19 protein-coding genes are annotated in these 22,238 nt (G+C 52.2%); 6 read left to right on the forward strand and 13 right to left on the reverse strand.

Translation table 11 applies throughout. From position 1 onward, the window contains the following. Positions 1-27 precede the first annotated feature (27 nt). Together HF679_RS16750 and soxR are read right to left on the reverse strand one after the other, a co-directional pair. A complete protein-coding gene (locus HF679_RS16750) occupies positions 28-693 on the reverse strand; it encodes a glutathione S-transferase family protein (RefSeq protein WP_123757766.1) in 666 nt (221 codons plus the stop codon). Between the two features lie 258 nt (positions 694-951). After that, complete coding sequence (gene soxR / locus HF679_RS16755) at positions 952-1,413, reverse strand: redox-sensitive transcriptional activator SoxR (RefSeq protein ID WP_123757765.1); 462 nt, start codon at positions 1,411-1,413, stop codon at positions 952-954. 84 nt (positions 1,414-1,497) lie between these two features. Here soxR and soxS point away from each other — a divergent pair, with 84 nt between their 5' ends. Next, the gene (gene soxS, locus HF679_RS16760) at positions 1,498-1,827 is read left to right on the forward strand and encodes a superoxide response transcriptional regulator SoxS (protein ID WP_123757764.1); all 330 of its coding nucleotides are present in this window, start codon (positions 1,498-1,500) and stop codon (positions 1,825-1,827) included. Positions 1,828-1,831: 4 nt separating this feature from the next. Here soxS and HF679_RS16765 read toward each other — a convergent pair whose 3' ends face one another. Further along, entirely contained in the window at positions 1,832-3,415 is a 1,584-nt protein-coding gene (locus tag HF679_RS16765; RefSeq protein WP_187042238.1) for an EAL domain-containing protein, read from the reverse strand. A 487-nt stretch (positions 3,416-3,902) separates the two neighbouring features. Here HF679_RS16765 and HF679_RS16770 point away from each other — a divergent pair, with 487 nt between their 5' ends. Next, positions 3,903-4,184 carry a YjcB family protein gene (locus HF679_RS16770; RefSeq protein WP_123757762.1) on the forward strand — a complete coding sequence of 94 codons (282 nt, stop codon included), beginning with the start codon at positions 3,903-3,905 and terminating at the stop codon, positions 4,182-4,184. A 35-nt stretch (positions 4,185-4,219) separates the two neighbouring features. On the opposite strand, the gene HF679_RS16775 is transcribed toward HF679_RS16770, so the two are convergent. The 6 genes from HF679_RS16775 to HF679_RS16800 all read right to left on the reverse strand — a co-directional run bounded on the left by HF679_RS16775 (position 4,220) and on the right by HF679_RS16800 (position 11,134). Continuing rightward, the gene (locus tag HF679_RS16775) at positions 4,220-4,918 is read right to left on the reverse strand and encodes a fimbria/pilus periplasmic chaperone (RefSeq protein WP_154145181.1); all 699 of its coding nucleotides are present in this window, start codon (positions 4,916-4,918) and stop codon (positions 4,220-4,222) included. Continuing rightward, complete coding sequence (locus HF679_RS16780; protein ID WP_123757760.1) at positions 4,887-6,530, reverse strand: hypothetical protein; 1,644 nt, start codon at positions 6,528-6,530, stop codon at positions 4,887-4,889. The genes HF679_RS16775 and HF679_RS16780 overlap by 32 nt, the downstream gene beginning before the upstream one ends. Beyond that, positions 6,520-9,045, reverse strand: a complete 2,526-nt coding sequence (locus tag HF679_RS16785) for a fimbrial biogenesis outer membrane usher protein (RefSeq protein WP_187042239.1) — start codon at positions 9,043-9,045, stop codon at positions 6,520-6,522. Before HF679_RS16785 ends, HF679_RS16780 begins: the two co-directional genes overlap by 11 nt. Before the next feature lie 24 nt (positions 9,046-9,069). Next, entirely contained in the window at positions 9,070-9,738 is a 669-nt protein-coding gene (locus HF679_RS16790; RefSeq protein WP_187042240.1) for a hypothetical protein, read from the reverse strand. 59 nt (positions 9,739-9,797) lie between these two features. After that, on the reverse strand, positions 9,798-10,382 hold the full coding sequence (locus HF679_RS16795) for a common pilus major fimbrillin subunit EcpA (RefSeq protein WP_123757757.1): 585 nt from the start codon (positions 10,380-10,382) through the stop codon (positions 9,798-9,800). Positions 10,383-10,558: 176 nt separating this feature from the next. Beyond that, complete coding sequence (locus HF679_RS16800) at positions 10,559-11,134, reverse strand: LuxR C-terminal-related transcriptional regulator (RefSeq protein WP_187042241.1); 576 nt, start codon at positions 11,132-11,134, stop codon at positions 10,559-10,561. A gap of 456 nt (positions 11,135-11,590) precedes the next feature. On the opposite strand from HF679_RS16800, the gene HF679_RS16805 reads away from it, so the two are divergent. Continuing rightward, the gene (locus tag HF679_RS16805) at positions 11,591-12,442 is read left to right on the forward strand and encodes a transcriptional regulator (RefSeq protein WP_123757755.1); all 852 of its coding nucleotides are present in this window, start codon (positions 11,591-11,593) and stop codon (positions 12,440-12,442) included. Positions 12,443-12,448: 6 nt separating this feature from the next. Then, a complete protein-coding gene (locus HF679_RS24905; protein ID WP_227540163.1) occupies positions 12,449-12,931 on the forward strand; it encodes a hypothetical protein in 483 nt (160 codons plus the stop codon). A gap of 11 nt (positions 12,932-12,942) precedes the next feature. Here the strand turns inward: HF679_RS24905 and iraM are convergent, their stop codons facing one another. Then, positions 12,943-13,293: an anti-adapter protein IraM gene (gene iraM, locus HF679_RS16815; protein WP_154145178.1), complete on the reverse strand. Its 351-nt coding sequence runs from the start codon at positions 13,291-13,293 to the stop codon at positions 12,943-12,945. A 289-nt stretch (positions 13,294-13,582) separates the two neighbouring features. Beyond that, positions 13,583-16,006: an outer membrane protein assembly factor BamA gene (bamA, locus tag HF679_RS16820; protein ID WP_123757971.1), complete on the reverse strand. Its 2,424-nt coding sequence runs from the start codon at positions 16,004-16,006 to the stop codon at positions 13,583-13,585. A 598-nt stretch (positions 16,007-16,604) separates the two neighbouring features. Between bamA and HF679_RS16825 the strand changes: the two genes are divergently transcribed. Beyond that, a complete protein-coding gene (locus HF679_RS16825) occupies positions 16,605-16,955 on the forward strand; it encodes a helix-turn-helix transcriptional regulator (protein ID WP_123757754.1) in 351 nt (116 codons plus the stop codon). Between the two features lie 78 nt (positions 16,956-17,033). Here the strand turns inward: HF679_RS16825 and HF679_RS16830 are convergent, their stop codons facing one another. Next, complete coding sequence (locus HF679_RS16830; RefSeq protein ID WP_154145177.1) at positions 17,034-19,301, reverse strand: TonB-dependent siderophore receptor; 2,268 nt, start codon at positions 19,299-19,301, stop codon at positions 17,034-17,036. A 640-nt stretch (positions 19,302-19,941) separates the two neighbouring features. On the opposite strand from HF679_RS16830, the gene HF679_RS16835 reads away from it, so the two are divergent. Beyond that, on the forward strand, positions 19,942-21,528 hold the full coding sequence (locus tag HF679_RS16835; RefSeq protein WP_187042242.1) for a lytic transglycosylase F: 1,587 nt from the start codon (positions 19,942-19,944) through the stop codon (positions 21,526-21,528). A 90-nt stretch (positions 21,529-21,618) separates the two neighbouring features. Here the strand turns inward: HF679_RS16835 and ssb1 are convergent, their stop codons facing one another. Then, complete coding sequence (ssb1, locus tag HF679_RS16840) at positions 21,619-22,146, reverse strand: single-stranded DNA-binding protein SSB1 (protein WP_123757752.1); 528 nt, start codon at positions 22,144-22,146, stop codon at positions 21,619-21,621. Positions 22,147-22,238 lie beyond the last annotated feature (92 nt).

Consider the following 22,238-nt stretch of genomic DNA (forward strand, 5'->3'; position numbering starts at 1 on the left):
CTGGCGGTCATCACAAAAATCACTACTTCACTCCGGCAGGGTGAATGGACCGCCGCGTTCAATCGCTCGTTGCCAGGCCGGACGCTGTTCCACCTGCTGCACCCAGCGCCGGATGTGCGGCAAATCGGCAATACCGCCGCGCGCCAGCAGCGCCATCACCGGAAAACTGAGCTGGATATCGGCCATGCTCAGCGTGGCACCCGCAAACCACGGCTGGCTGGCAAGATGCTCTTCTATATAGTGGGCGTGAGTGGCAATTTGTCGATCCAGCCAGGCTTTCTGCACGCCCTTGCCCAGCACGTTACCCAGCGTTCGCATGCCGAGAGGGATCGGCGGTTTGCCGAGGCTGGAAAAAACCAGCTTCATCAACAGCAGCGGCATCAGCGACCCCTCGGCATAATGCAGCCAGAAGCGATATTGCAGCTTGTCGGCGGTCCCCTGCGGCCTGAACTGCTGTTCGCTATCGTAGGTTTCCTGCAAATACTCCAGAATCGCGCCCGACTCCGCCAGCACGTATCCGTTATCTTCCACCACCGGCGATTTGCCAAGCGGATGGATCTTTTTCAGTTCCGGGGGCGCCAGCATGTTCTTTTGCCGCGGGTAGCTGACCACGCGATAGGGCAGCTGGAGTTCTTCAAGCGCCCACAGCACGCGCTGCGATCGCGATTGATTGAGGTGATGCACCGTCAGCATGGAGATTCTCCCGTCAGTTGTTCGAATTAACTATAGGAACTGACGGCGATTGGCGGAAAAATTTCGGCGAAATAAACCGGTGAAATGACGGGGCTGTGCCACAATTAAATTGTCGACGCAATCCGGAACCTCCATCAACATCTTGCGCAATACTGAGGGGAGTCGACGTCGGGGGAAACCCTCCTGCGAACCAGTAGGATAGAGTAAAAGACAAAGACCGGAAAACAACTAAAGCGCCCTGTTGTGGCGCTTTAGTTTTTATACGTCATCTTCCAGCAGTCGCGCCCCTGTCCCCTCTTCGCCCAGTTTATCTCCCGGGTTACGCAACGGGCAGTCGCGCCGTGACAGGCAACCGCAACCAATACAGCCGTCCAGTTGATCGCGCAGCGCGGTGAGGGTATGGATGCGGCGGTCCAGCTCTTCCCGCCACTGCGACGAGAGCTGCTTCCACTCTTTGGCGCTCAGGTTATGCCCCTCCGGCAATACGCCAAACGCATCGCCGATGGTCGCCAGCGGGATACCGATACGCTGGGCAATTTTAATAATCGCCACCGCGCGCAGCACGTCACGTCGATAGCGCCGCTGATTGCCGGTATTGCGCTGGCTGTGAATCAGCCCTTTGCTCTCGTAGAAATGCAGAGCCGAGACGGCAACACCGGTACGTTTTGCCACCTCGCCTGGGGTCAGCAGCATTTTAATGCGGGTCGATTTCTTTTCCATAAAGCGCTTTACCTCAAGTTAACTTGAGGAATTATACTCGCCCACAGACAAAACGACGAATCGAGAATTGAGAGAGGCCGCTTTATGTCCCATCAGGATATTATCCAAACGCTTATTGAATGGATTGATGAACATATCGATCAACCACTTAACATTGATGTAGTCGCCAGAAAATCGGGTTACTCGAAATGGTATCTTCAGCGGATGTTCCGTGCCGTGATGCATCAAACGCTGGGTGATTACATCCGCCAGCGCCGGCTGCTGATGGCCGCGGAAGCGCTCAGAACGACGCAGCGACCGATCTTTGATATTGCGATGGATCTGGGGTACGTGTCGCAGCAGACCTTCTCACGGGTGTTCCGCCGGGAGTTCGATCGTACCCCTAGCGACTACCGCCATCAGATTTCTGCCTGACCTTTCAGGCGCTGGGGCTGAGCAGCCTGGGCGCGTTCGCCAGCCACAGCCTGAACTCCTGCGGCGGCATCGCTTTGGCAAAGTGCCAGCCCTGGCAATACTGCACGCCACGCTGTTGTAGCCAGTTCACCTGCTCTATCGTTTCCACCCCTTCGGCAACGGTCTTTAAATGCAGGCTGCGCGCCATTTCAATAATATGCTCGACGATCATGTAGCTGGTGCTGTTGGTCGTCAGCGTATCGATAAACGACTTATCGATCTTGAGGATATCCACGTTCAGCAGGTGGAGATTGTGCAGGTTTGAATAGCCGGTGCCAAAATCATCAATGGCAATTTCATACCCGGCTTCACGGAAGGCCTGGATCACCGGCATGGATTTGTGCACGTCGATAAACCCGCGCTCGGTCACTTCAATTTTAATCTGGTCGATACTTACCGCGTAGCTGCTGGCCTTTTCACTGATTCTGGCGATCAGCCTTGATGAGTAAAAATCCGTGGCCGACAGGTTAATGGCGATATACAGATGAGGATGGCGGGAGAGAAACTCCCCCAGTTCAGCAAACAATTCATCCACCACATAGTCGGTAATCTGGGCGATCATCCCTTCGCTTTCCGCCAGCGGAATAAACTCCGCCGGGCTCATCACCGGCCCCTCACATCCCGGCCAGCGCAGCAGCGCTTCGGCCCCCACGCAGCGGTTATGCTGAATATCGATAATGGGCTGGTAGTGCAGGCGCAACTGGCGGTGGTTTAGCGCCCGCTGCAGCATATTGCGCGGGGAATCGTATTGCTTACGGGTTCGCGACCAGACCAGTAAAATCAGGAGGCTGCAAATAAAGCCCAGCGGCAGCGTGACGGTGAGCTGATCGAAAAAGACCTGATAATAGCTGGCGTACGACGTGGACATGATCACCGCGATGGGGCGAATGGTGGAGCGAGCCACGGTATAGACCCGGTTATCCTGGCGGAATAAGGCGCTGTCATGTCCTACCAGGCTGTGCAGCAACCCAGCATCAGCATTTTTGCTGGTAGAGAAAAAGAGGTTAGTTTTGGTATCGAACAAGCCATAGGCTAAATCTTTATCGCTGGATATTAAGGAGCTGTAGGACAGAGGATTAATAACCGCGACGTAGTGCCCTTTTTGCATATAGGTCATGGCAAAACCAGGATAGAAAGGCGTATCCCGATAATAGTAAATAGCGACATCGGGCGCTTTTGTATAATTTGCCGCCGGCGTTCGCCACGGGGTCTTCGGGTGAACCGAGGTGGAACAATCAAACTGCGTCCCGTCAGCGTAAATTAAATCATCGACGTAAAGCAGACTGCGCACGATCCCCAGCATATATTGCTGGTGCTCGGGAGAACAGATAACCCCTTTATATTGCAAGGCCTTTTTACGTGCCAGCTCGACCTCATCAACCACCAGCTCCGTTTTTTGCAACGCCAGCTGCGAGAACGAACGGAGGCGATCGCCGGTTTCCGCTTTCGCTCTCAGCTGGGCAAACCACAGCGCCAGAACGATGGGCAGTAAGACCACCAGGGCAAGGCCCAATATACGCAAGGGCTTGCGCAGCGTGCGACGATTCATTTCCGTTGTTTATCCATGCGATATGCCTTAATCACGGTAAAAGATCACACCCATTGTTTACAGCAGTGACTATTTTTAGCAATCAGCCAGTTGGTGTAAAAACCCCATCGTCAATAATGATGAATAATACTAAGTTCGCGGGCAATCGAGAAACTTTCTCGGCATTATGCGAACCCGACCACTCAGTAATTCGGTTTATCCGTATCATTGCCGAGAATAAATCATTAAAACCGCAGATAACGTTCATAAATAATAAGTCAGATACCGCGCCAATAACCATATCAATAATATGGTTTAAAAACAGATAAAAAAACGCGCATTTTGGACTGGTGAATAAAACAGCAAATGTGATATAGTTCACACAACTTAGTGAAACAAGAACACTGTTTCATTACTCCCCTGATTGCCTAAAGATAGCCAGAGCGCCACGTCATCGTCAGTCTCGCCAGGTTGTCAAAGGCACCCGATCTTTTTGAGGATGAGGTTGATGGCTTCCATTACTACCAGTGTCATACTGTTGCGCTGGCCGCTAGTGAGCGCGGTTTTGATGTTTTTGGCCAGCTCGATGAACATTCAGCTACGTAAAAGTGACTATGCCGGTTTAGCGGTCATTTGCAGCTGTCTTGGCCTGGCTGCGGCCTGCTGGTTCGCCACCGGCCTGCTGGGTATCACACTGCTGGACGTCGCTAAAATCTGGGGCAATATCAAAGACGTGATGATTGACGTCATGAGTCAGACGCCGCCGCAATGGCCGATGGTCATGACCTGATTGCCAGACCATCTAGCGAAAAGCGCTGACGTCGTCTATTCGCAATCCTTTGATATCTTAATAAATTTATCGTTGTAGATAATATATTTATTGCCAGGCTGGCGCAGTGCCGCCTGGCGAAGCACATCTCCAGGCCGCAAATACCAGGCCTCTCCCTCTTCTTCCGTTGAGTCGCACCCGGGTTTAATCAACAGCTTAAACCAGGTATTGCCGCTGTTGCTGAGACTCCCCGCTTTGGGATCGAAGGCCCAGCGAAACTGCACCTGCCGCGGACGCACCACCAGGATCGTCTCCATCACCACGACCGGGTCGATACCGACCATTCCTCCCGCCGCATTACGCGCGACGCGATTGCGCGTTGGGATTTCACGAAACGACACCCGGTAATAACGTTCGCGGTTATCCTGTGGGCCATGATAATAAAATTTAAAATACTCGCCCTGCCCGGCCTGTAACGTCAGCTGGCGCGGGGCAAACAGCAGTTCGCCATCCGCAGGACGGGAGCGCACTTCATTGCCGCCAGGACGGTCGATACCAACCACGGAGACCTGATACAGCCGCGCGCTCTTATTGTTATTCAGGACTCGTTTAGCAACAAATTGCGCCTCAGCCCCCAGCGAAAAGGTCAGATTGCCGACGGAAATCGCCTGGCTCACCATCGGCAGCCCCAGCAGCAGTAACCACCCGGCGACTCTGAACCGCTTAATTAATATTGCGCCACGTCGCCTGAACATGAATCTCTCCTGAAGCACTTACTTCGCCAAACCAGCCCTCGTCATTAATGGTTCTTAATGAGATCGCATCATTCATCGGGATGGAAAATTTAACCGTTGTCTTATTCATCACGCCAACATCGCCGGACGCATCGGTCCACGGCGTCGTCAGCCACAGCGCATCCGTCATATCGTTCCAGTGACTATCGCAGCCGGCATCGTAGGTTTTGATCGCGCCACTTTGGGTGGTCAGCGAGAGCTGCGCCGGGAAAGGCACCTTTGCCGTGCCATCTGCCGAGCTAAAAAGACAGTACGAACGACCGGCAATGGACTGCGTCGGGCCGTCCACTTTAATCAGGACCTCATCGGCGGCGGTCCTGCCACTGGTGGTCACAATGTAGCCAAAATCAAGCGCTGGCTCCCCGGCCCCGACATTGCCTTCTCGCGATGGCGAACTGGTGTACTCATCCGAAATAATGCTGATGCTGAAATCACGCGGCTTGATAATCAGCGAGTTAGAGGTGGAAAACTCATACCAGCCGGACTCCGGCGAGGTGGTGTTCTGGAAACGAAAGTTAAACAGATCCTGGGTGTTGATATCGCTGATCCCCTGCGCCACCATCTGCTTAAAGAAGTTGCTGGAAAAGAAGATGTAGACCGAATCCGAGGCTTTCATTTCGTTAAAGGTATAGTAGTAAGCGGTGCCGCTGACCGGCTTCCAGCTGTTGCCGTTGAGGCTGAACTGCATATCGTAACTACCCACCGCCGAGGCCAGCGAGGAGTTGCTAATTGCCGGGAAGATATGGATCGAGGTATTGCTCAGCCCGTTATGCTGCAACGCGTAGTCGACCATCTTGCAGCTCAGTCCGCTGCGGGTGCCAATGGTCTGCTCCTGACAGTTACTATTTCCTTCCCCCAGCGTCGGGATCCCATCGCTGTTGATAAACACTTCGGTCAAGGAGTGCGTATTGATGAGCTTTAAGCTTGCCGCTTTGGTGTGGGTGACTTTACGCACATACCAGGCACCGGATGCCTGGTCCTTACAACGTGCGCCGCTGGTGGCATCGTAGGCGACGGAGGTCTGACAGGCATTGATGGTCATCGACATGCTACCGCCCACCGGCATCTGCTGGAGATACTGATAGAACGAGTCCGACATCATGCCGTGCATCCATTTTTGCCCGCCGGAGGTGACTTTCGCGCCATAAAAACCGTTAGCATCGGTGACCTGCGGCAAAATCAGGCTGGTACCCATATCGCAGCCGGCATACCAGTTAATACAGCGCAGTCCGCTCAGGGGATACGATACCGGGGCGTTTTCCAGCCACATATCGAACTGCCAGTTGGCGACAAGGCCGGTATTATAGCCATTGTCGATATAGCCCAGGCTCTGCTGATAGATGGTGCCGCTGCCGGTATATTTCAGCCCGGTCCAGCGGCTGGCACCGGTCATACGCGGGTCCAGCACGCCGCCCGGCGTGACGAAAAAGTTATCATCCGAGTTATTTTCTACGAACACATACTGCACTGCCGCTGCATCCGCCCAGGTTGTTTTCGTTACTGCAGCCCCGGCTCGCGAGGCATATAGCGCCACCAGCCCCAGGCCTATCAACGCAAATCCTTTAACTTTCATGTCCTTCTCCTGCCTGCTGCGTGCTGGCGTAAGTTTTCAGGCCAGCGCACACCACATCGCCAACCCAAACCGCACCGCGCGCCTGGCTGATGTTCAGTCCGACTTCACAGCTCTGGTTGTTGCCGTAGGTGAAATCTATCGTCGGAAATTTTTTATCCACATCCATTACAAATCCGCCGCTGCTATCGGTGCGCGTACGGCCAATGTGGTTATTGATATGCGCATTCGCCAGCAGCGTGCCGTCTTCGGCGCGAATGCGTCCGGAAACGGTCACCATCTGCTTCACTTCCGGCTCGATCACCGCCACGTTGCCCGGATAGAGCGTCAGGCGGCTCTTGCGGTTGCTGACGATGTCGTAGCTGTCGAGCGAGTTTTTACTGTTCTGCAGTTCAACGTCGTAGCGGCTGTAAGGGGAAAGCGGCAGATAGTTGCGCTTGCCGCTCAGCTGATAAACCCGCCCGTTGACCTTCGCGCTCAGCTTGCCGTCGTCATCAAGGCCGGTGTTGAAAATTACCCCCGCGTTGCCGTCGGTACGCCCGCTGGCGGCGATATTGCGCCCCTGCCAGCCGACGCTGCCGTTGGCGGTAAGGTTGGTGTTTACATAACCGTCGGCACCGCTGTTAATATTCAGCGTACCGTTGGCATAGCGCGTATCAAACTGGGCATAGGCGCCGCCGCTCAAGGTTTTGTCATCGCCGGTATCACCGGAAATCGCCCGGGAAATATTGGCGCCGAGGGTGCGCACAACCCCCTCATCAAACTGTTTTCGCGCGGCGAGGTTGGCCATGGTGTAGCCGTTCTGGTGAGTCATGCCGGCGCTGAACCAGTTGCCCAGCGGCAGTGAGAAATCGAGCGCGACATATTTTCCGGTACTGCTACTGCTGTTACCGTTGTTAAAGCGCTGAATACCCGCACGCAGGCCCAGCGAGCCGAAAGCACCGCTAAAGAGGGTCTGGTAATAATCGGCGGTGTAGTAATGGCTGCGGTAGCGGCGGTCGTCGTTGTAGCTGAGGCTAAACGTCCCCAGTTTCGACCATAGCGGGTTCAGGTTAAGCGTCCCGCCAATGGCCCGGTTATCGGCATCGCTGCGGCGCAGTTTATCGCCGATAACGGTCTTTTCCTGGTTCACCCAGATCGTGCTAAATCCACCGGGCAACGAGGCGCTGATGCTACCGATGCTGCTCCAGGAGCTATCGCTGGCCAGCATATTTTGCAGGTTAACGTTGATCGATTCCGTCAGCGGCATCGTCAGGCGCGTCTCGGCGACCGCGTTGTTATCGTAGCCGTAGCCGGTTGCCGCCCAGCTGAAGGTCCCGACAGCACCGGAAGTGGACGCCCCCGCCAGCCAGCTCTCTTTCGCGGGTTTGGTCTTTTTCCCGCTCTCTGACCAGCGATCCATATGAAAACTGCCGCCCCACAGCTGCCAGGCCAGAGGGGCTCCCGCCCCGCGTCCGCGGCTAAATAACTTGTTCACCCGCTGCGTGCGTTTCCCTACCACCCGGCCATTGACGATCACTTCAACGTCAACATCATAAATGCCGTAGGGCAGTCCCCGGGTATCCACTTCGTGGTTGCCCATCATAAAGTTCTGCACGCTCAACAGGCGCCCTTCGCGCGACAAATGCACTTCACCCGCCGCCGGTAAGAACGCGACGATCGGCGTGGCCGACTGGGAGTTATCAAACACCGTGGAGCTGGCCTGGTTTCCCCACGAGGCACCATAGATTTTGCCGGCGGAAATGGCGGTCATCGGCCCCAGGGATTGTAAATTCCACGTATCCAGCATCCCGCCGGCAAAACGATGCCCGGCGAAATCGCGCTCATACATGGCTTTATAAATTTCGCTATCCTGACTGCTGGTGCCGGCGCCGTACAGCGAGCCATCCAGCACGATATGGTGTTCGCGCAGTGAGCTCACGTTATTCAATGACAGATAGCTGGAGGTGCTGTTGTCGCCGTTGCGCATCTGATTGTTATAGACGCCGAGGTTATAGGTCAGGCTGCTGCTGATATGGTTGACGCTGGACTGGCCGATGTCTTCGCTACGCGACTGGAGTACGGTTCCCAGCGCGGCGCGTTTCACCACCAGTTGCAGCAGCAGCTGGCGCAGGCTGAGCTGCAGCTGAGCATCTGCCGTAAGCGTAATATGCAGGTCGCCGTCGAAGGATTCATTCGCCAGGGTGGTCAACATTTTCCGGGTGGATTCGTTGACGCTGGCGTTGTCTTCGCGCTCTTCCAGCTGAATATGGCGAATGCGCAGCGCGCCGTTGTCCAGCCAGATAAACGCGCTACCGAGCCGCTGATCGTTCTGGTTCCCCTGACTGCCTTCCAGGTGCAGAAACAGCGGGATGCTCATCCCGTCCTGTAACGCCTGACGGAATGCCTGTGGGATCACCACGCCACCGATTTGCTGCACCTGCTGAGGGGCAGCATTCACGCTAAACGGAACAACAAGAATGGCCATACCATAGGCAACGAGCATTTTCAGCTCAGGGGAAATCCGTCGTAAAGGCATAACCTTATCCCGCCAGCACAATTGTTATTTTACAGGAACAAACTGCTCGCCCTGCCAGAGTGCAATCCGTCCTTTTTTATCGGCAACATTCACGCGGGTGAAACGGCGCTCTTTACCGGGCATGAGGAAATAGTTTTCTTTGCATTCTTTGCCATCTGCCGGCTTCAGGCAGGGGCCATACGCCAGGATGCGCAGCGTGGCATTGCCGGTGTTCACCAGCTTTCCATTGGCATACTGATGTTGAAAATTCACTTTTCGCGGCGCGACGACCAGGATGGTCCCGATACGCGCTGAAGCCGTGGCAACCGCGCTGCGGGTCGTACTGTCACGCTGCGCATCGCTTAACGCCTGATCGAACCAGACGATGCGGTAGTAGCGCTCTTTATCGTCTGCCGGTCCCTTGTAGAAAAAGCGGATGGCATCGCTGCTCTGTGCGGGTAACAGCAGGCTGGCCGGGGTGAGCAACACTTCACCCTGCACCTCCATCGGGATCACGCTGGCCCCTTCAAGCGGCGAGGAGAGACGTTCGATATGAATATTGATGAGACGCCCGCTCTCGGTGGTGTTTTTGATCTCTTTGCTGAGGACACTGCTGCCGCTGTTCATAAAGGAGGAGATATCGCCGACATCCAGCGCCAGAGCCGGCATGATGGCGCAAAAATAGAGGCTGATAGCCAGAATGCGGTTTTTCATAGGAATTCAGTCCGTGAAATAAGCAGGGGGAAAACCCCCTGCCCGGTGTGACAGAGGAATCAGCTGGTCCAGGTCGCGTCGAACTGAACGCTGACGTCCCCGCTCCAGATCCCTTCCGGCAGCGTGCTGTAATCGGTGACGGCAGTGGTACCATCGGTGGTGCCGCTGATGATGGAGAAGTTAAAACCATCCTGAGCAGTCGCACGGCCAGCCTGGTTGTAACCGTTAGCCAGCGCGCTGAGGTTGCCACCCAGTACACCGTTGGCGGTGTCAATCATGATGGTATCGCCAGATTTCTCAACGGCAGTACCGTTGTAATCAACGCCGACGTTCAGCGTAGAACCGGAGGTATCCAGCTGGGTCAGGGTGTTGGTAATCAGACGAGAAGTCAGTTTAAATGCCGTCGCTGTGGCATCGCCTTCGATTGCGACATCAAACAGCCCTTTCTGCGAGTTAAAGCCTTTGATCCCTTCGGCATACTGGAAAGCCAGGCTGCCAAGAGGAGTGACAACCAGCTTGCTGGTGGTATCTTTCTTCGCCGTTGCCGACCAGGTTGCCATGGCCTGAGCCGTCACATCTGCTGCCTGAACCGCGCCCACACAAAAAGTAGTAACCAGCGCTGCTGCTAACATTTTCAATTTCATATTCATCACCTGATAATAATAAAAGGCGTTTTATCGCCCGTACTGTTCCATAGCACTTTATGGAGTATGTCCGCTTAAAAACCGGAGGTTTTTAAGTACAGAGGTTCAATTAATTCTAAATATGCGTTGGCCGGCGGGCAGAAAATACAATAACCTCAGCATCCGCCTGGTGACATTCAAATAAAAGCGATGTTGCGCCCTGATGCTGGCAATATAAAACGCATTAATTTCAATATCGTCACTGTGTTATTATTTAACAACCCGACCTTATTACTGGTATTACTTTTATGTAAGCTCACCGTTTTGATACTCAGCCCGAGGATTTCAGAAACGTCATGAGTCACATTTCCGGTGAGCATCAGTGCCATTATTTTTTCTTCACGCTCGGTGAGATTCCGTTTCCTGACTTTAAACTTATTAAGATTAAGGATGCTCTCAACCGTTTTAACGCTCGCATTTGCCGATAAAAAACAGATATTATTGATGTCAGAAACATCACTGACAAATTTCGCATCGGGTGCCACGATGACCTTCGCCGGGCTATTCGATAAATAGAAGCGATACGCACAGAGCATTTTATCTATCTGCGAAAAATGGATAATCACATAGTCTTCCGCACTCAGTCTTTTACACTGGAAGCGTGCAAACTCGCTATCAACATTGTCGATCCAGTCAACAAAATAGTCATCATTGGCAATATTCAACAGTCCCTGTAAATAGAAATAGTTATCGGTTACGATCAATGCAGCCATGATGACAGTGCCTCTATTCCTTCGAGTACAGTAAATAATCCGTTGAACAATTCGTCTGAGAACCATTCACCCAAGAGAGCAAATGCTCATGCCAGTATTTTTACTTTTCTTTTATAAACAGTGACAAAACATCACCGTTATTTTTGGTACGGTAAGGCCGTTAGTTCTGATACACAAATAGTAAACGCAACGCTTAATTTTTATTACTCATAAAATCATGAAGTGCATAAAATTCACATCTGTTGGATTTTTGTAAAATCATAACAAATTGATTATACTGAATAAATACCATGAAATTTAACATTTAAAAGCATCTTTATAACATACCTATTGCTGGATTAAGATTATTCTTAGTCATGGACGAATGTCAGATCTACGCTTTGGTGCTAGTATCGCTGGCATCAAACACCAGATAAATGACACAGTGGTAACTATTCTCACAATAAGAAAATATATATGGATACTATCTACGTTATCGACAACGTGCTGAAATTCAATCCAGCAACACATACTCTTCACGCGATAAAGACCGATAAAAATATCACTCTGGCAATACCTGCAAGCCTTTGCTTTTATTTATTAATTAAAAACAAGGGTAGAATTGTCACTCAGGCCGAGCTACTACAAAATGCCTGGGGAGAAAGGGGGATGAACGTCACACCAAATACCCTACATCAAAATATCTCTTTGCTGCGTAAATCGTTAAATCGCCTGGAGGTGAATGGCACGCTGATTCAAACCATTCCCAAGCGGGGATTTATGATTGCTGATGAGACCAGTATTTTGATTCAGCAAGAAGTAAGTAGTGGTGAAACTGATAGCGATACATCGCAGGACACGCAGGCGCTGATAACCGTACACAATAGTCACGAAGAGATCGCGCCAGCATCCACTCCTGCGCCAGCGCCAGCGCCCGCGAATGACAATGTCAAACCTGTCGCGATGCTCGCGGTTCTCAACACATCGCTGATGAATAAAAAAGCTCGCTGGGCCCTGGCTGGGATAATATCGTTGCTGATTGTGCTATTACATATCGACTTCGATCAACACACCACCGGCGATGCGCCTTTCACCGCGTATACCCTGATCAGCGCGGCGAATAACTGTAAAATCTACCGCAATGAAGATTTGCGGTTTGATACGTTCTATCTCGATTTTCTTAAAGCACATCACATTACGTGCTCAGATGGCCGGGTTTTTTATATGACCAATCACTATCCTTCGAGCAGGACCTCGGTGATCTCCTGTCGATACCCCATCGCATCTAATAAAAAATCGTACTGTATCTCTGACTACTACTTAAAATAACAGACTATGAAAACACGAAAAATAATAAAAATTATCAGTAGCAGCGTTCTCATCGTGGCAATAAGTATTGCCTGCTATTATCTGTACTCGCCCGATGATGATGACACCATTAACTGTACATCGGCGCTGTCCATTATCAATGGCAATGAGAAATACGCTTTCTCGGTCACCTTCTTTGCCAGCAAGGGAGATGGCCTGATGACCTTCACCGGGAAAAATGGTGATGTCGTAGATAACATCAGCATCAGGAAGCATATCTCTTACACCAAGGATAAAAATGATATCTACATTTTTAAAAATAGTGGTGAAGATATCCGTTCGCAAATACCCTTAACCGATCATAAATTCGATGAGATCTTGCCGCCGTTCTTTACCGGAATGAAAAATGAAGATGCGTTTATCATCCGGATTATTAAAATAAAACATGGATCATGGCTGTTTATGTCAACCAATACGCCCTACTTTATCTGTGAGACCCCGAACAGCTAATGCTTTTGCCGTTAGCTCTGGGGCTGATAGTGTAAACTGCCAGGGCATCGTTTGACCGCACAATGTGGCTGATAGCAACACCCATCACGCATCGTCGCCCCAAATTCATAGGGGCAAGATGGCCGCTCTCGCAACGTCTCCCACTGCGTATGGCTATAGGTTGAGATATTATAAATGTTAATATAGTGATATTTATCATTAACTAATACCTTCGATGAATACAGTTTCATGGATTCACCCGGCAGCAATAAAATATCAGCCTCATACCATATGATGAATTTTAAAAAACGTAAGCCAGAGATACTCGAAAATGCCACCCCTGAATGTGGGCAGATGATGGTGTTCTGAACCGTCCATTTCATATTGCATCCTTTGGTTGCCATTTTAAACAGCATCACCATAGTGATAGCAAACATGATATTTAACCGCAAGTTCACGGAGCATTATTGTGATGCAGGACAAGTGACCATAAAACTAACCTACTCAATGCGGGGTAAGCGTTCTAATATAAAATACGTAGAGGTGAAAGGGATATAGACATAATAAGAAAAAGTGCCAGGTATATATTTACAAATAAGATCCTGTCAGCACCCGGTGCTCATGAGCGTAGACGACGGGCCTTCCCTGGCCCACCGTGTCGCCGGTAGCCCTTTACCAGGTTTTCCCGATATTAAACTGGAATTGCTCGGTCTCATCACCGCTGTATTTTTTGAAGGGTTCAGCCCACGAGAATACCAGCGGGCCTAATGGTGACATCCACTGTACCGCAATCCCCGCCGACATCCGGATATGCATCGGATCGCTATAATCCAGGAGCCCGGCCGCCTCTGTCTGGGCGGTATTTTTCCAGGTCGTACTCCAGACCGTGCCCGCATCGACAAACAGCGAAGTGCGTAAACTGTCGGCATATTTATCGTTGATAAACGGTGTCGGAATAATGAATTCACTGTTGAGTACGACCACGGCATTGCCGCCCACTGCATCGGTAGAGCTGTCCAACGGGCAGCTGCTATAGCTGCTTTCAGAGCCACTGCAGTTATAATAAGCCGCTTTCGGGCCAATGGTGTTGGAAGAGAAGCCACGCACCGAAGTTGAGCCTCCGGCGTAGAAGCTGTCGTAAAACGGTACCGTATTGCCGTTCAGGCCGCCGGCATAGCCCGCTTTCAGATGCTCCATCCAGACCCAGTTTTTCCCCTCATCAAGCGGTACATACTGCGTGGTATCGAGAGTGATTTTGTAATAGCTGTTATCGGAACCCGGTACGGTGACTTTTCCGCTCAGGCTGCTTTTATTCCCGGCGCGGGGGAAAAACCCACGGTCGAGGTTATTGTAGCCCCACCCCAGACTGACAAAGAAGTCGTTGGCGCTAAATTCAGCCCCGCTGTTGCCGTCTTCTGTGACCACATTCGGATAAATACCGCGTGAATTCAGGTAATTCCACGTTGTCAGCTCCGGTTCCATATTAGTCAGCTTGTTATGGACATAATCCAGGCCGAGGCTCAGCGAGTTATTTTCGCTAATGGGGAAACCAAGGCTGCTGCCCAGCCCGTAGCTTTGCTGGTTATAACTCCCGGTATCCGCGTCGGAGGCGTCATAGCTGTTATAGAAAATTTTGCCGCCGAGGCTTACGCCATCCACGGTAAAATAGGGGTCGGTCATGCCCAGCTCAAGGTAGGACTGATAGCTGCTGCGCGTCCCGTTAAACGTGACGCTGTTGCCGGTGCCCAACCAGTTATCCTGAGTCACGCCAAGCTGATAGCTGATACCGCTGTCGGTACCGTAACCCAGACCGACGTTAAACGACCCGGTATTACGCTCCTTCACTTTATAGACTACATCGACCTGATCCGGACTGCCGGATACCGGTACGATACTTTTATCCACCGTCTCAAAATAACCGGTGCGATCCAGCCGCTCTTTGCCCTGCTGGACTTTCTCGTCGTTGAGCCACGCGCCTTCCATTTGCCGCATCTCACGACGCAGGACGGCATCACGCGAGGTGTCATTCCCGGTGAAACGGATCTGGCGTACGGAATAACGACGCCCGGCATCAACGTTAATGTGCAGGATCACGCTCTTTTGGGCATCATCGATTTCCGGACTCGTCGTCACCTGTGGCCAGGCATAGCCGTATTTGCCAAAGCGCTTTTTGATACTATTTTCAACGCCGGTAATACCTGCCCCGCTATACCATGTGCCGGACAAAGGCTGCGCTAACGCTTCTATTTCCTGGCCATGGGTGGCCATTTCACCACTGACGATGGTACGAGTGACCTTATAGCGTTCGCCTTCGGAAATATTGACCGTGAGGTACAGTGATTTTTTATCCGGGGTGATGCTGACCTGGCTGGAATTAATGGTAAAGCGTGCATAGCCACGATCGAGATAATAGCTGCGCAGAGCCTCAAGGTCGGCTTCCATTTTTTGCTTCTGGTATTTTTTGTCGCCGACCACGTTCCACCACGGAATATGGTCCCGCAACTGCAGCTGGTCCAGCAGCGTCTCCTCAGAAAACGCGTGGTTGCCAATGATATTAATCTGGGCAATCGTTGCGGAGATCCCTTCCTGAAACACAAATTTTAAATCGACGCGATTACGCGGCAGCGGCGTGACGACCGCATGAACCTGGGCACTGTATTTCCCGACGCTGTAGTAGAAATCCTGCAGCCCTTTTTCTATCTCACTGATCGCGTTGCGGTCCAGCGCGCTTCCCTCGGTGATCCCGCTGGCTGCCAGGTTATCTTTCAGGGCATCATCCTTAACTGATTTGTTGCCTGAAAAGCTGAGCTTCGCAATCGTCGGCCGCTCCTTCACCTGCACCACCAGCGTGCTGCCATCGCGCAGGATCTGCACATTCTCAAAGTTACCGCTGGCATATAACGCACGCACCGATTCGCTAATATCATCATTAGAAACCGGTTCTCCGGTATGGATCGGCATGCTTAAGAGCGCTGCCCCGACGGTAACGCGCTGCAACCCCTCAAAACGAATATCATCAACGGTATAGGTGGTTGATGCGTAAAGCGTAAATGGCGAAAGTAATAGCCCGACAATAATATTAGTTTTCTTTAGCATGGACGTTTTGTCTAAGAGATATTTGGCGATAGCAGAATTCTGCTGGGATTTGCGTAAGTACGGCGCAGAATTACACGTCATTATGGTGAAACAATGGAGAAAAAATGGATGTTAGAGAATGGTGAAAAAATAAAAAATTAACGGAACTTCGTTCTGCCGCCGCAGTCAGAGCAACACCTTACGGACAGAATAAATATCACTATGACTTTTGTAATTTATAAAACAAAAAGCCCCCTTTCTAAATGGGATGAAAGGGGGAAATGATCTTGTTAGGAATGATGCCCTCTGGAATAAACCAGGAACAGGGGCAATTTACCCTGAAAAACCGAAATTAAAATGAAGAGATCTTGAATAAATTATGCAGAAGTCACGGTCATTCCCACACTATATCAAAGAGATAATTTGTATGAATCCTTCATATTTTCCTCAAATTCACAGAATAAAGTGTCAGAGGCTAATGGGAGCATCACAGCAAGCCAATTGTTGTATCTAATAGAAAAGTAGTGGCGCCTTACCATGGAAGGTGAGGCATTTACCAGGCTACCCGCCGCCGCTTACCCTGTGGCGCAGGGGCCGCAGTCCCGAATGAGCATGCATCATGCGTAAAAATGAGATCCAGCAGTCCGTCCTGAACGAGCTGGTGCGCTGGATAAAAAACAACCTCGAGAAAAAACTCACCGTGAACGCGCTAAGCGTATTTTCCGGGTACTCAGAGTGGCACCTTTTCCGTCTGTTTCGCCATCATTTTAACATGTCACCGATGGAGTATATTCGACAGCAGCGGATGTTGTTATGCCGTGATTTATTACAAAGACAACCCGAATTTCGCATTGTGGATATTTGCATTATGGCCGGATACGAAGACCTCAGTGCATTTAACCGGACATTTAAGAAATATTATTCGGTGACCCCGACACAATTTCGCCGGCATATTTGTTTGCAATCCTGATGTCATCTGCAGATGACACGTTCGGGGATGGAAATAACAGGCCGGGAGCTGTCACCTTCCCGGCCTGGCGGTCAACGATTAGAAATGGGTATTTACGCTGACATAGAACGTCCGTCCGGACTCATTATAGGTTTCAGCCCCGGCACCGTATAAATAGGCTCCGGTGGTGGCGTTCCCGGTGGTTTGCGCATTCCCGGCACGATAGTGGCGAATATCAAAGAGGTTATCGATGCCGCTGGTCAGGCTGAGGTTTTTGTTCACATCCCAGGTCGCGCTCATCCCGACGATGCTGTACGGGCTCAGCTCGTTCAGCTCGCTACCCGACACCGGCTCGCCTTTGTAATTGAAGCGTTTTGGTTTCTGGCGTCCGTACCAGGTAAAGGTGCTTTGCAGCGAGAAGTCCTCGCGAACCTGCCAGCTCAGCGTCGAGTTAAGGGTAAACTCCGGGATCACCGACAGTCGGTCACCGGTGGTTTTGTTCTTGCTTTGCAGCATCCAGGTCAGGTTGTTGCTCCAGTTGACCGTGTCGCCTACCGGCACATTTAACGACCCTTCCAGCCCCTCTACCAGCGCTTTAGGAACGTTCTCCCACTGGTAGATATTGGTGGTCCCGTTGCTGGCCGTGCCGACGGCCGAATACCCGGACTCAATTTTATTGTGGTAGTCGTTACGGAACCAGGTGATCCCGGCCTGATAGCCTTCGTGCTTGTACTCAATGCCAATCTCTTTGTTGACGCTGGTCTCGGCCTTCAGGTCGCTGTTACCCATCAGATAGCAGGCAGAGCTGCTGGCGTAGCACCCCTGGCCGTTGCTGTACAGAATGTAGTTGGGGTTGAGCTGATAGAGGTTCGGCGCTTTATAGGCGCGTGCAATGCCGAGTTTCAGAGTCCAGTCATCGCTCAGCCCCTGGGACAAGTTCAGCGATGGGCTCCAGTTATTCCCGACGATGCTGTGGTGGTCGAAGCGCAGGGCCGGCGTCAGCATGGTGCTGTCGGTCAGCGCGATATTGTCTTCGGTAAACAGCGAGAAAATTTCAGCGCTGCTGTAAGGCGTACGCCCGGACGTCGAAATGCCGTCGATTGAACCGTAAGAGAGCGACTGCGACGTCGAGGTGCCATCTTTCATCCGCTGCTGGTTCCATTCGGTGCCCAGCGTCAGGTTCTGCTCGAACCCCAGCGTAAACGGTATGTTGACCTCGCTGTGCAACAACACATCCGCGAGATCGATATCCGAGAATTCGTTGCTGGAGAAGATCCCTTCGGTGCCCCCCGCCAGCCCTTCATTCATCCGCGAGTTGCGCGTATGTTCGTACTGCGCATAGCTGTTACTGGTCACGCCGTTATCCCAGCCGCCGGTCCAGGTGATGCCGTAGGTCTGCCGGTAAATCCGGTTGGTCTCTTTGCCGTACATGCTTTTCACCAGCGTACTGGTGTTGGTGTTCTGCGTATCCCCCGCATAGAGGTTGCCCTGACGGCTGTAGCCGGTTTCGAACTCCAGCGCCTGCATCGGCGCAAACTCCCAGCGCACCTTGCCGTGGATATCCTTATTAACCACCCCTTCGCGCCCGGCCGGGTAAGAGCCGGCGTAGGTGCCGGTACGATCGGCCTCATGACCCGAGTTAATGTCCTGGGCGTCGGCCTGAGTCTTACTCAGGTTGCCCCATAAATTAAAACTGACGCTGTCCGACATCGGTCCTTCAAGGCTGAAGTTGGTGCGTTTGGTCGACCCCTCTTTGCGATGCTGAGGCGCATTCATGTAGGTGTTCCAGGAACCATGCCATTCGTTATTCACCGGTTTGGTGATGATATTCACTACCCCCCCCATGGCGCCGTTGCCATAGCGTGCCGCCGCAGGGCCGCGCACCACGTCAATGTGATCGATCATCTCCGCCGGCACCCAGCCGGTATCGCCGCGAGTATCCCGATCGCCACGCCAGCCATAGCGCACCGAGTTGCGGCTGGTGACCGGCTTACCGTCGATCAGGATTAAGGTATTTTCAGGCCCCATGCCGCGAATATCGATTTGTCGGTTGTTGCCACGCTGGCCGCTGGTTGAGTTACCGGTGAGGTTCACCCCTGGCTGGGTGCGAATAAGTTCTGAAATATCGCGGGCTGGCGGGTGTTTACGGATCTCATCGGCGGTCAGCGTTGATACGCCAGGAGCCTGTAAGGTCTGTTTGGCGGCGGTGACCACCATGGTCTCTTCGTTCTCTGGCGCAGCGGTGGAGGTACTGGCGGTCTTCGTCTCTTTTGAGGTGCTGCTATCGGCGGCCTGCGCAGGTAACACCACTCCCCAGATAGCCGCGTGAATGAGCACGGCCAACGAGTAGTTTGAGTATTGTTTCATGAAATATGCCCTGTTTTCTTTGTTGCTGCCGGGGCGCGGCACTTCCATCATTCAGATAAACAACGGTCATCATTTCCATGCGTAGCACTGACTGCCTGGTTCCGGCGTAGCGAAGCCCCTCCCGGTCAATGAACGGGATAGCAATAGCCTGCGGCCAGAATATAAATTTTCGCCTTATCAAAAATGAAGAAATACGCGTTCCGCACTATTCTTAGATAGCGTTTACCGATCAGCCCTGAATATGATTATTGTGCTTTACCACGTTATTAGAAATGAGATTCATTATCAAGTTGATAATATTAAATAACCCTGCCATTTTTAGATTAATGCTGTAAAACAACAGGATAGAAAATGATAAAAATAACCCACAGAGTTGTTAAATTAATAAAATGAATAACACCATCACAATATCAACATTATTTACTCATATTGTCTTCACAATGATTAATAGCTCCTAATGCGCTTATCCCTTATTTAATCACCATAAGCATCGTATATTGTTGGTCGAAAATATATCCCAGCGCAGCGGGATATATGTCAGGGACAGTACGCAGATCCCCTACGTTTTATCTGGTAAAGGAACAGGCTAACGGCGCAGAGTTGGCTAAAATAAAAGGATGCATCTGCGGAGCGTCACTCCATGAACATCCTCTCGTTTTCCCGATACGCTAGCGTCTGCTTTACCTGCCTTGCGACCCTGCTGTTCACCGCCGTGGTTTATGCGGCGCCTGCGGAAAAGAAACCGCCTTCCGATGAGGAACGAGAGACGCTGGAAGTCCATACGGAAGAGATGCTGAAGCCCTGGAAAGGCGATTTACCCGGCATGCTCGACCGGCGGGTGATCCGGGTATTAACCACCTACAGCAAAACCTTTTTCTTTATCGACAAAGGCACCCAGCGCGGGGCAACGCACGATATTTTTATCGAGTACGAGCGCAGCCTTAATCAACAATTGATGAAAGAGCAGAAGCTCAAGCATCGCCATCTGAAAGTGCGCATTGTCTTTGTTCCCGTGGCCCGTGACCGGCTTTTCAGCGAGCTCGAAGCCGGCAAGGGCGATATTATCGCCACCAATCTCACCATGACCGATGAGCGCAAACAGCTGGCGGACTTCACCGCGCCGGTTTACGCCAACGTCCAGGAGCTGCTGCTGAGCGCCCCGGGAACCCCGGCGGTGAGTAGCCTCGATCAGCTTTCCGGTAAGAAGGTCTATGTGCGCCAGTCCTCCAGCTATTACCAGAGTCTGGTGGCCCTCAACGCGCGCTTTGCCAAAGCTTCGCAGCCTTCGGTGATTATCGAAACCGTTCCGGAATCGCTCGAGGATGAGGATCTGATTGAAATGCTCAACGCCGGCCTGATTCCGCTGACCGTCGTTGACCGCCATATCGCGTTGTTCTGGCAGCAGGTTTTCCCCAACATTCAGGTCCACAAGGATATTGTGCTGCGCGACAATGCCAATATCGGTTGGGCGGTACGTAAGAACAGCCCGCAGCTTCTCGCCTCGCTGAATAGCTTTATCAAAGCGAACGGTCAGGGCAGCAGGCTGGGCAATACCATTTTGCTGCGCTACCTGAAAGACGCGAAATATGTCAAAAACGCCGCCGCCCAGAAGGAGCGACGTAAATTTTTAGCCATGGTGGAGATCTTCCGTAAATATGGCGATGAGTATGACGTTGACTGGCTGTTGATGGCGGCACAGGGCTATCAGGAGTCACGCCTGAATCAGTCGGTGCGCAGCCACGTCGGCGCCATCGGAGTGATGCAGGTGATGCCGCGGACCGGCAAAGAGCTCAAGGTCGGGGATATCAATAAGCTGGATCCCAATATCCATGCCGGGGTGAAATATATGCGCTGGATGATCGATCGTTATTATGGCGACGAGCCGATGACAAAACTCGATAAGGCGCTCTTTTCGTTCGCCTCTTATAACGCCGGCCCGGCGCGGATCGCCCGCTTACGAACCGAGACCCAAAAACGCGGTTTTGACCCTAATATCTGGTTTGGCAACGTCGAGTATCTGGCCGCGGAAAAGATCGGTTCCGAGACCGTGACCTACGTCAGCAATATCTATAAGTACTACATTGCCTACCGGCTGATCATCGATGAGATGGCACGTAAGCAGCAGGCCACCGCGAAAGCCAGCCCTGTGGACGCAGACGCGAAGGCCAAGGCCACGCCTGCCACGCCTGCCACGCCTGCCACGCCTGCCACGCCTGCCACGCAGTAAGTCGGGACAGATGAGCGATCGACAGGCATAAAAAAGCCCCGAAAAACGGGGCTTTTTATCATTTGCTAACAACCGCGACTAAGGCTGGCCTCAGAACGGGATGTCGTCATCGAAATCCATCGGCGGTTCGTTAGACGGTGCGGCCGGAGCCTGCTGCTGCGGACGAGACTGCGCGCCGCCGCTGAACTGGTTGCTGCCACCCTGCGGCTGCTGAGGCTGACCCCAACCGCCCTGCTGCTGGCCACCCGCTGCCGGAGCGCCACCGCCCTGACGGCCGCCCAGCATCTGCATGGTGCCACCGACGTTGACCACAACCTCTGTGGTGTACTTCTCTGCACCGGACTGATCGGTCCATTTACGGGTACGCAGCTGACCTTCAATGTAAACCTGCGAGCCTTTACGCAGGTATTCACCAGCGACTTCAGCCAGTTTGCCGAACAGCACCACACGGTGCCATTCAGTCTGCTCTTTCATTTCACCGGTCTGCTTATCGCGCCAGGATTCGGAAGTCGCCAGCGTGACGTTGGCGACTGCGCCGCCACTTGGCATGTAGCGTACTTCCGGGTCCTGCCCCAGATTACCGACGAGAATCACCTTGTTTACGCCTCTGCTGGCCATGATCGAATCTCCTGAATGGGTTGTTTCTTAATAAGTGTAAACCGGTAATTCTAACACTACAAAGGGGCATTTTGATAGCTGCGCGGCGGAAT

This window comes from Enterobacter sp. JUb54, assembly GCF_014298075.1.
Lineage (GTDB): Bacteria > Pseudomonadota > Gammaproteobacteria > Enterobacterales > Enterobacteriaceae > Klebsiella > Klebsiella lignicola.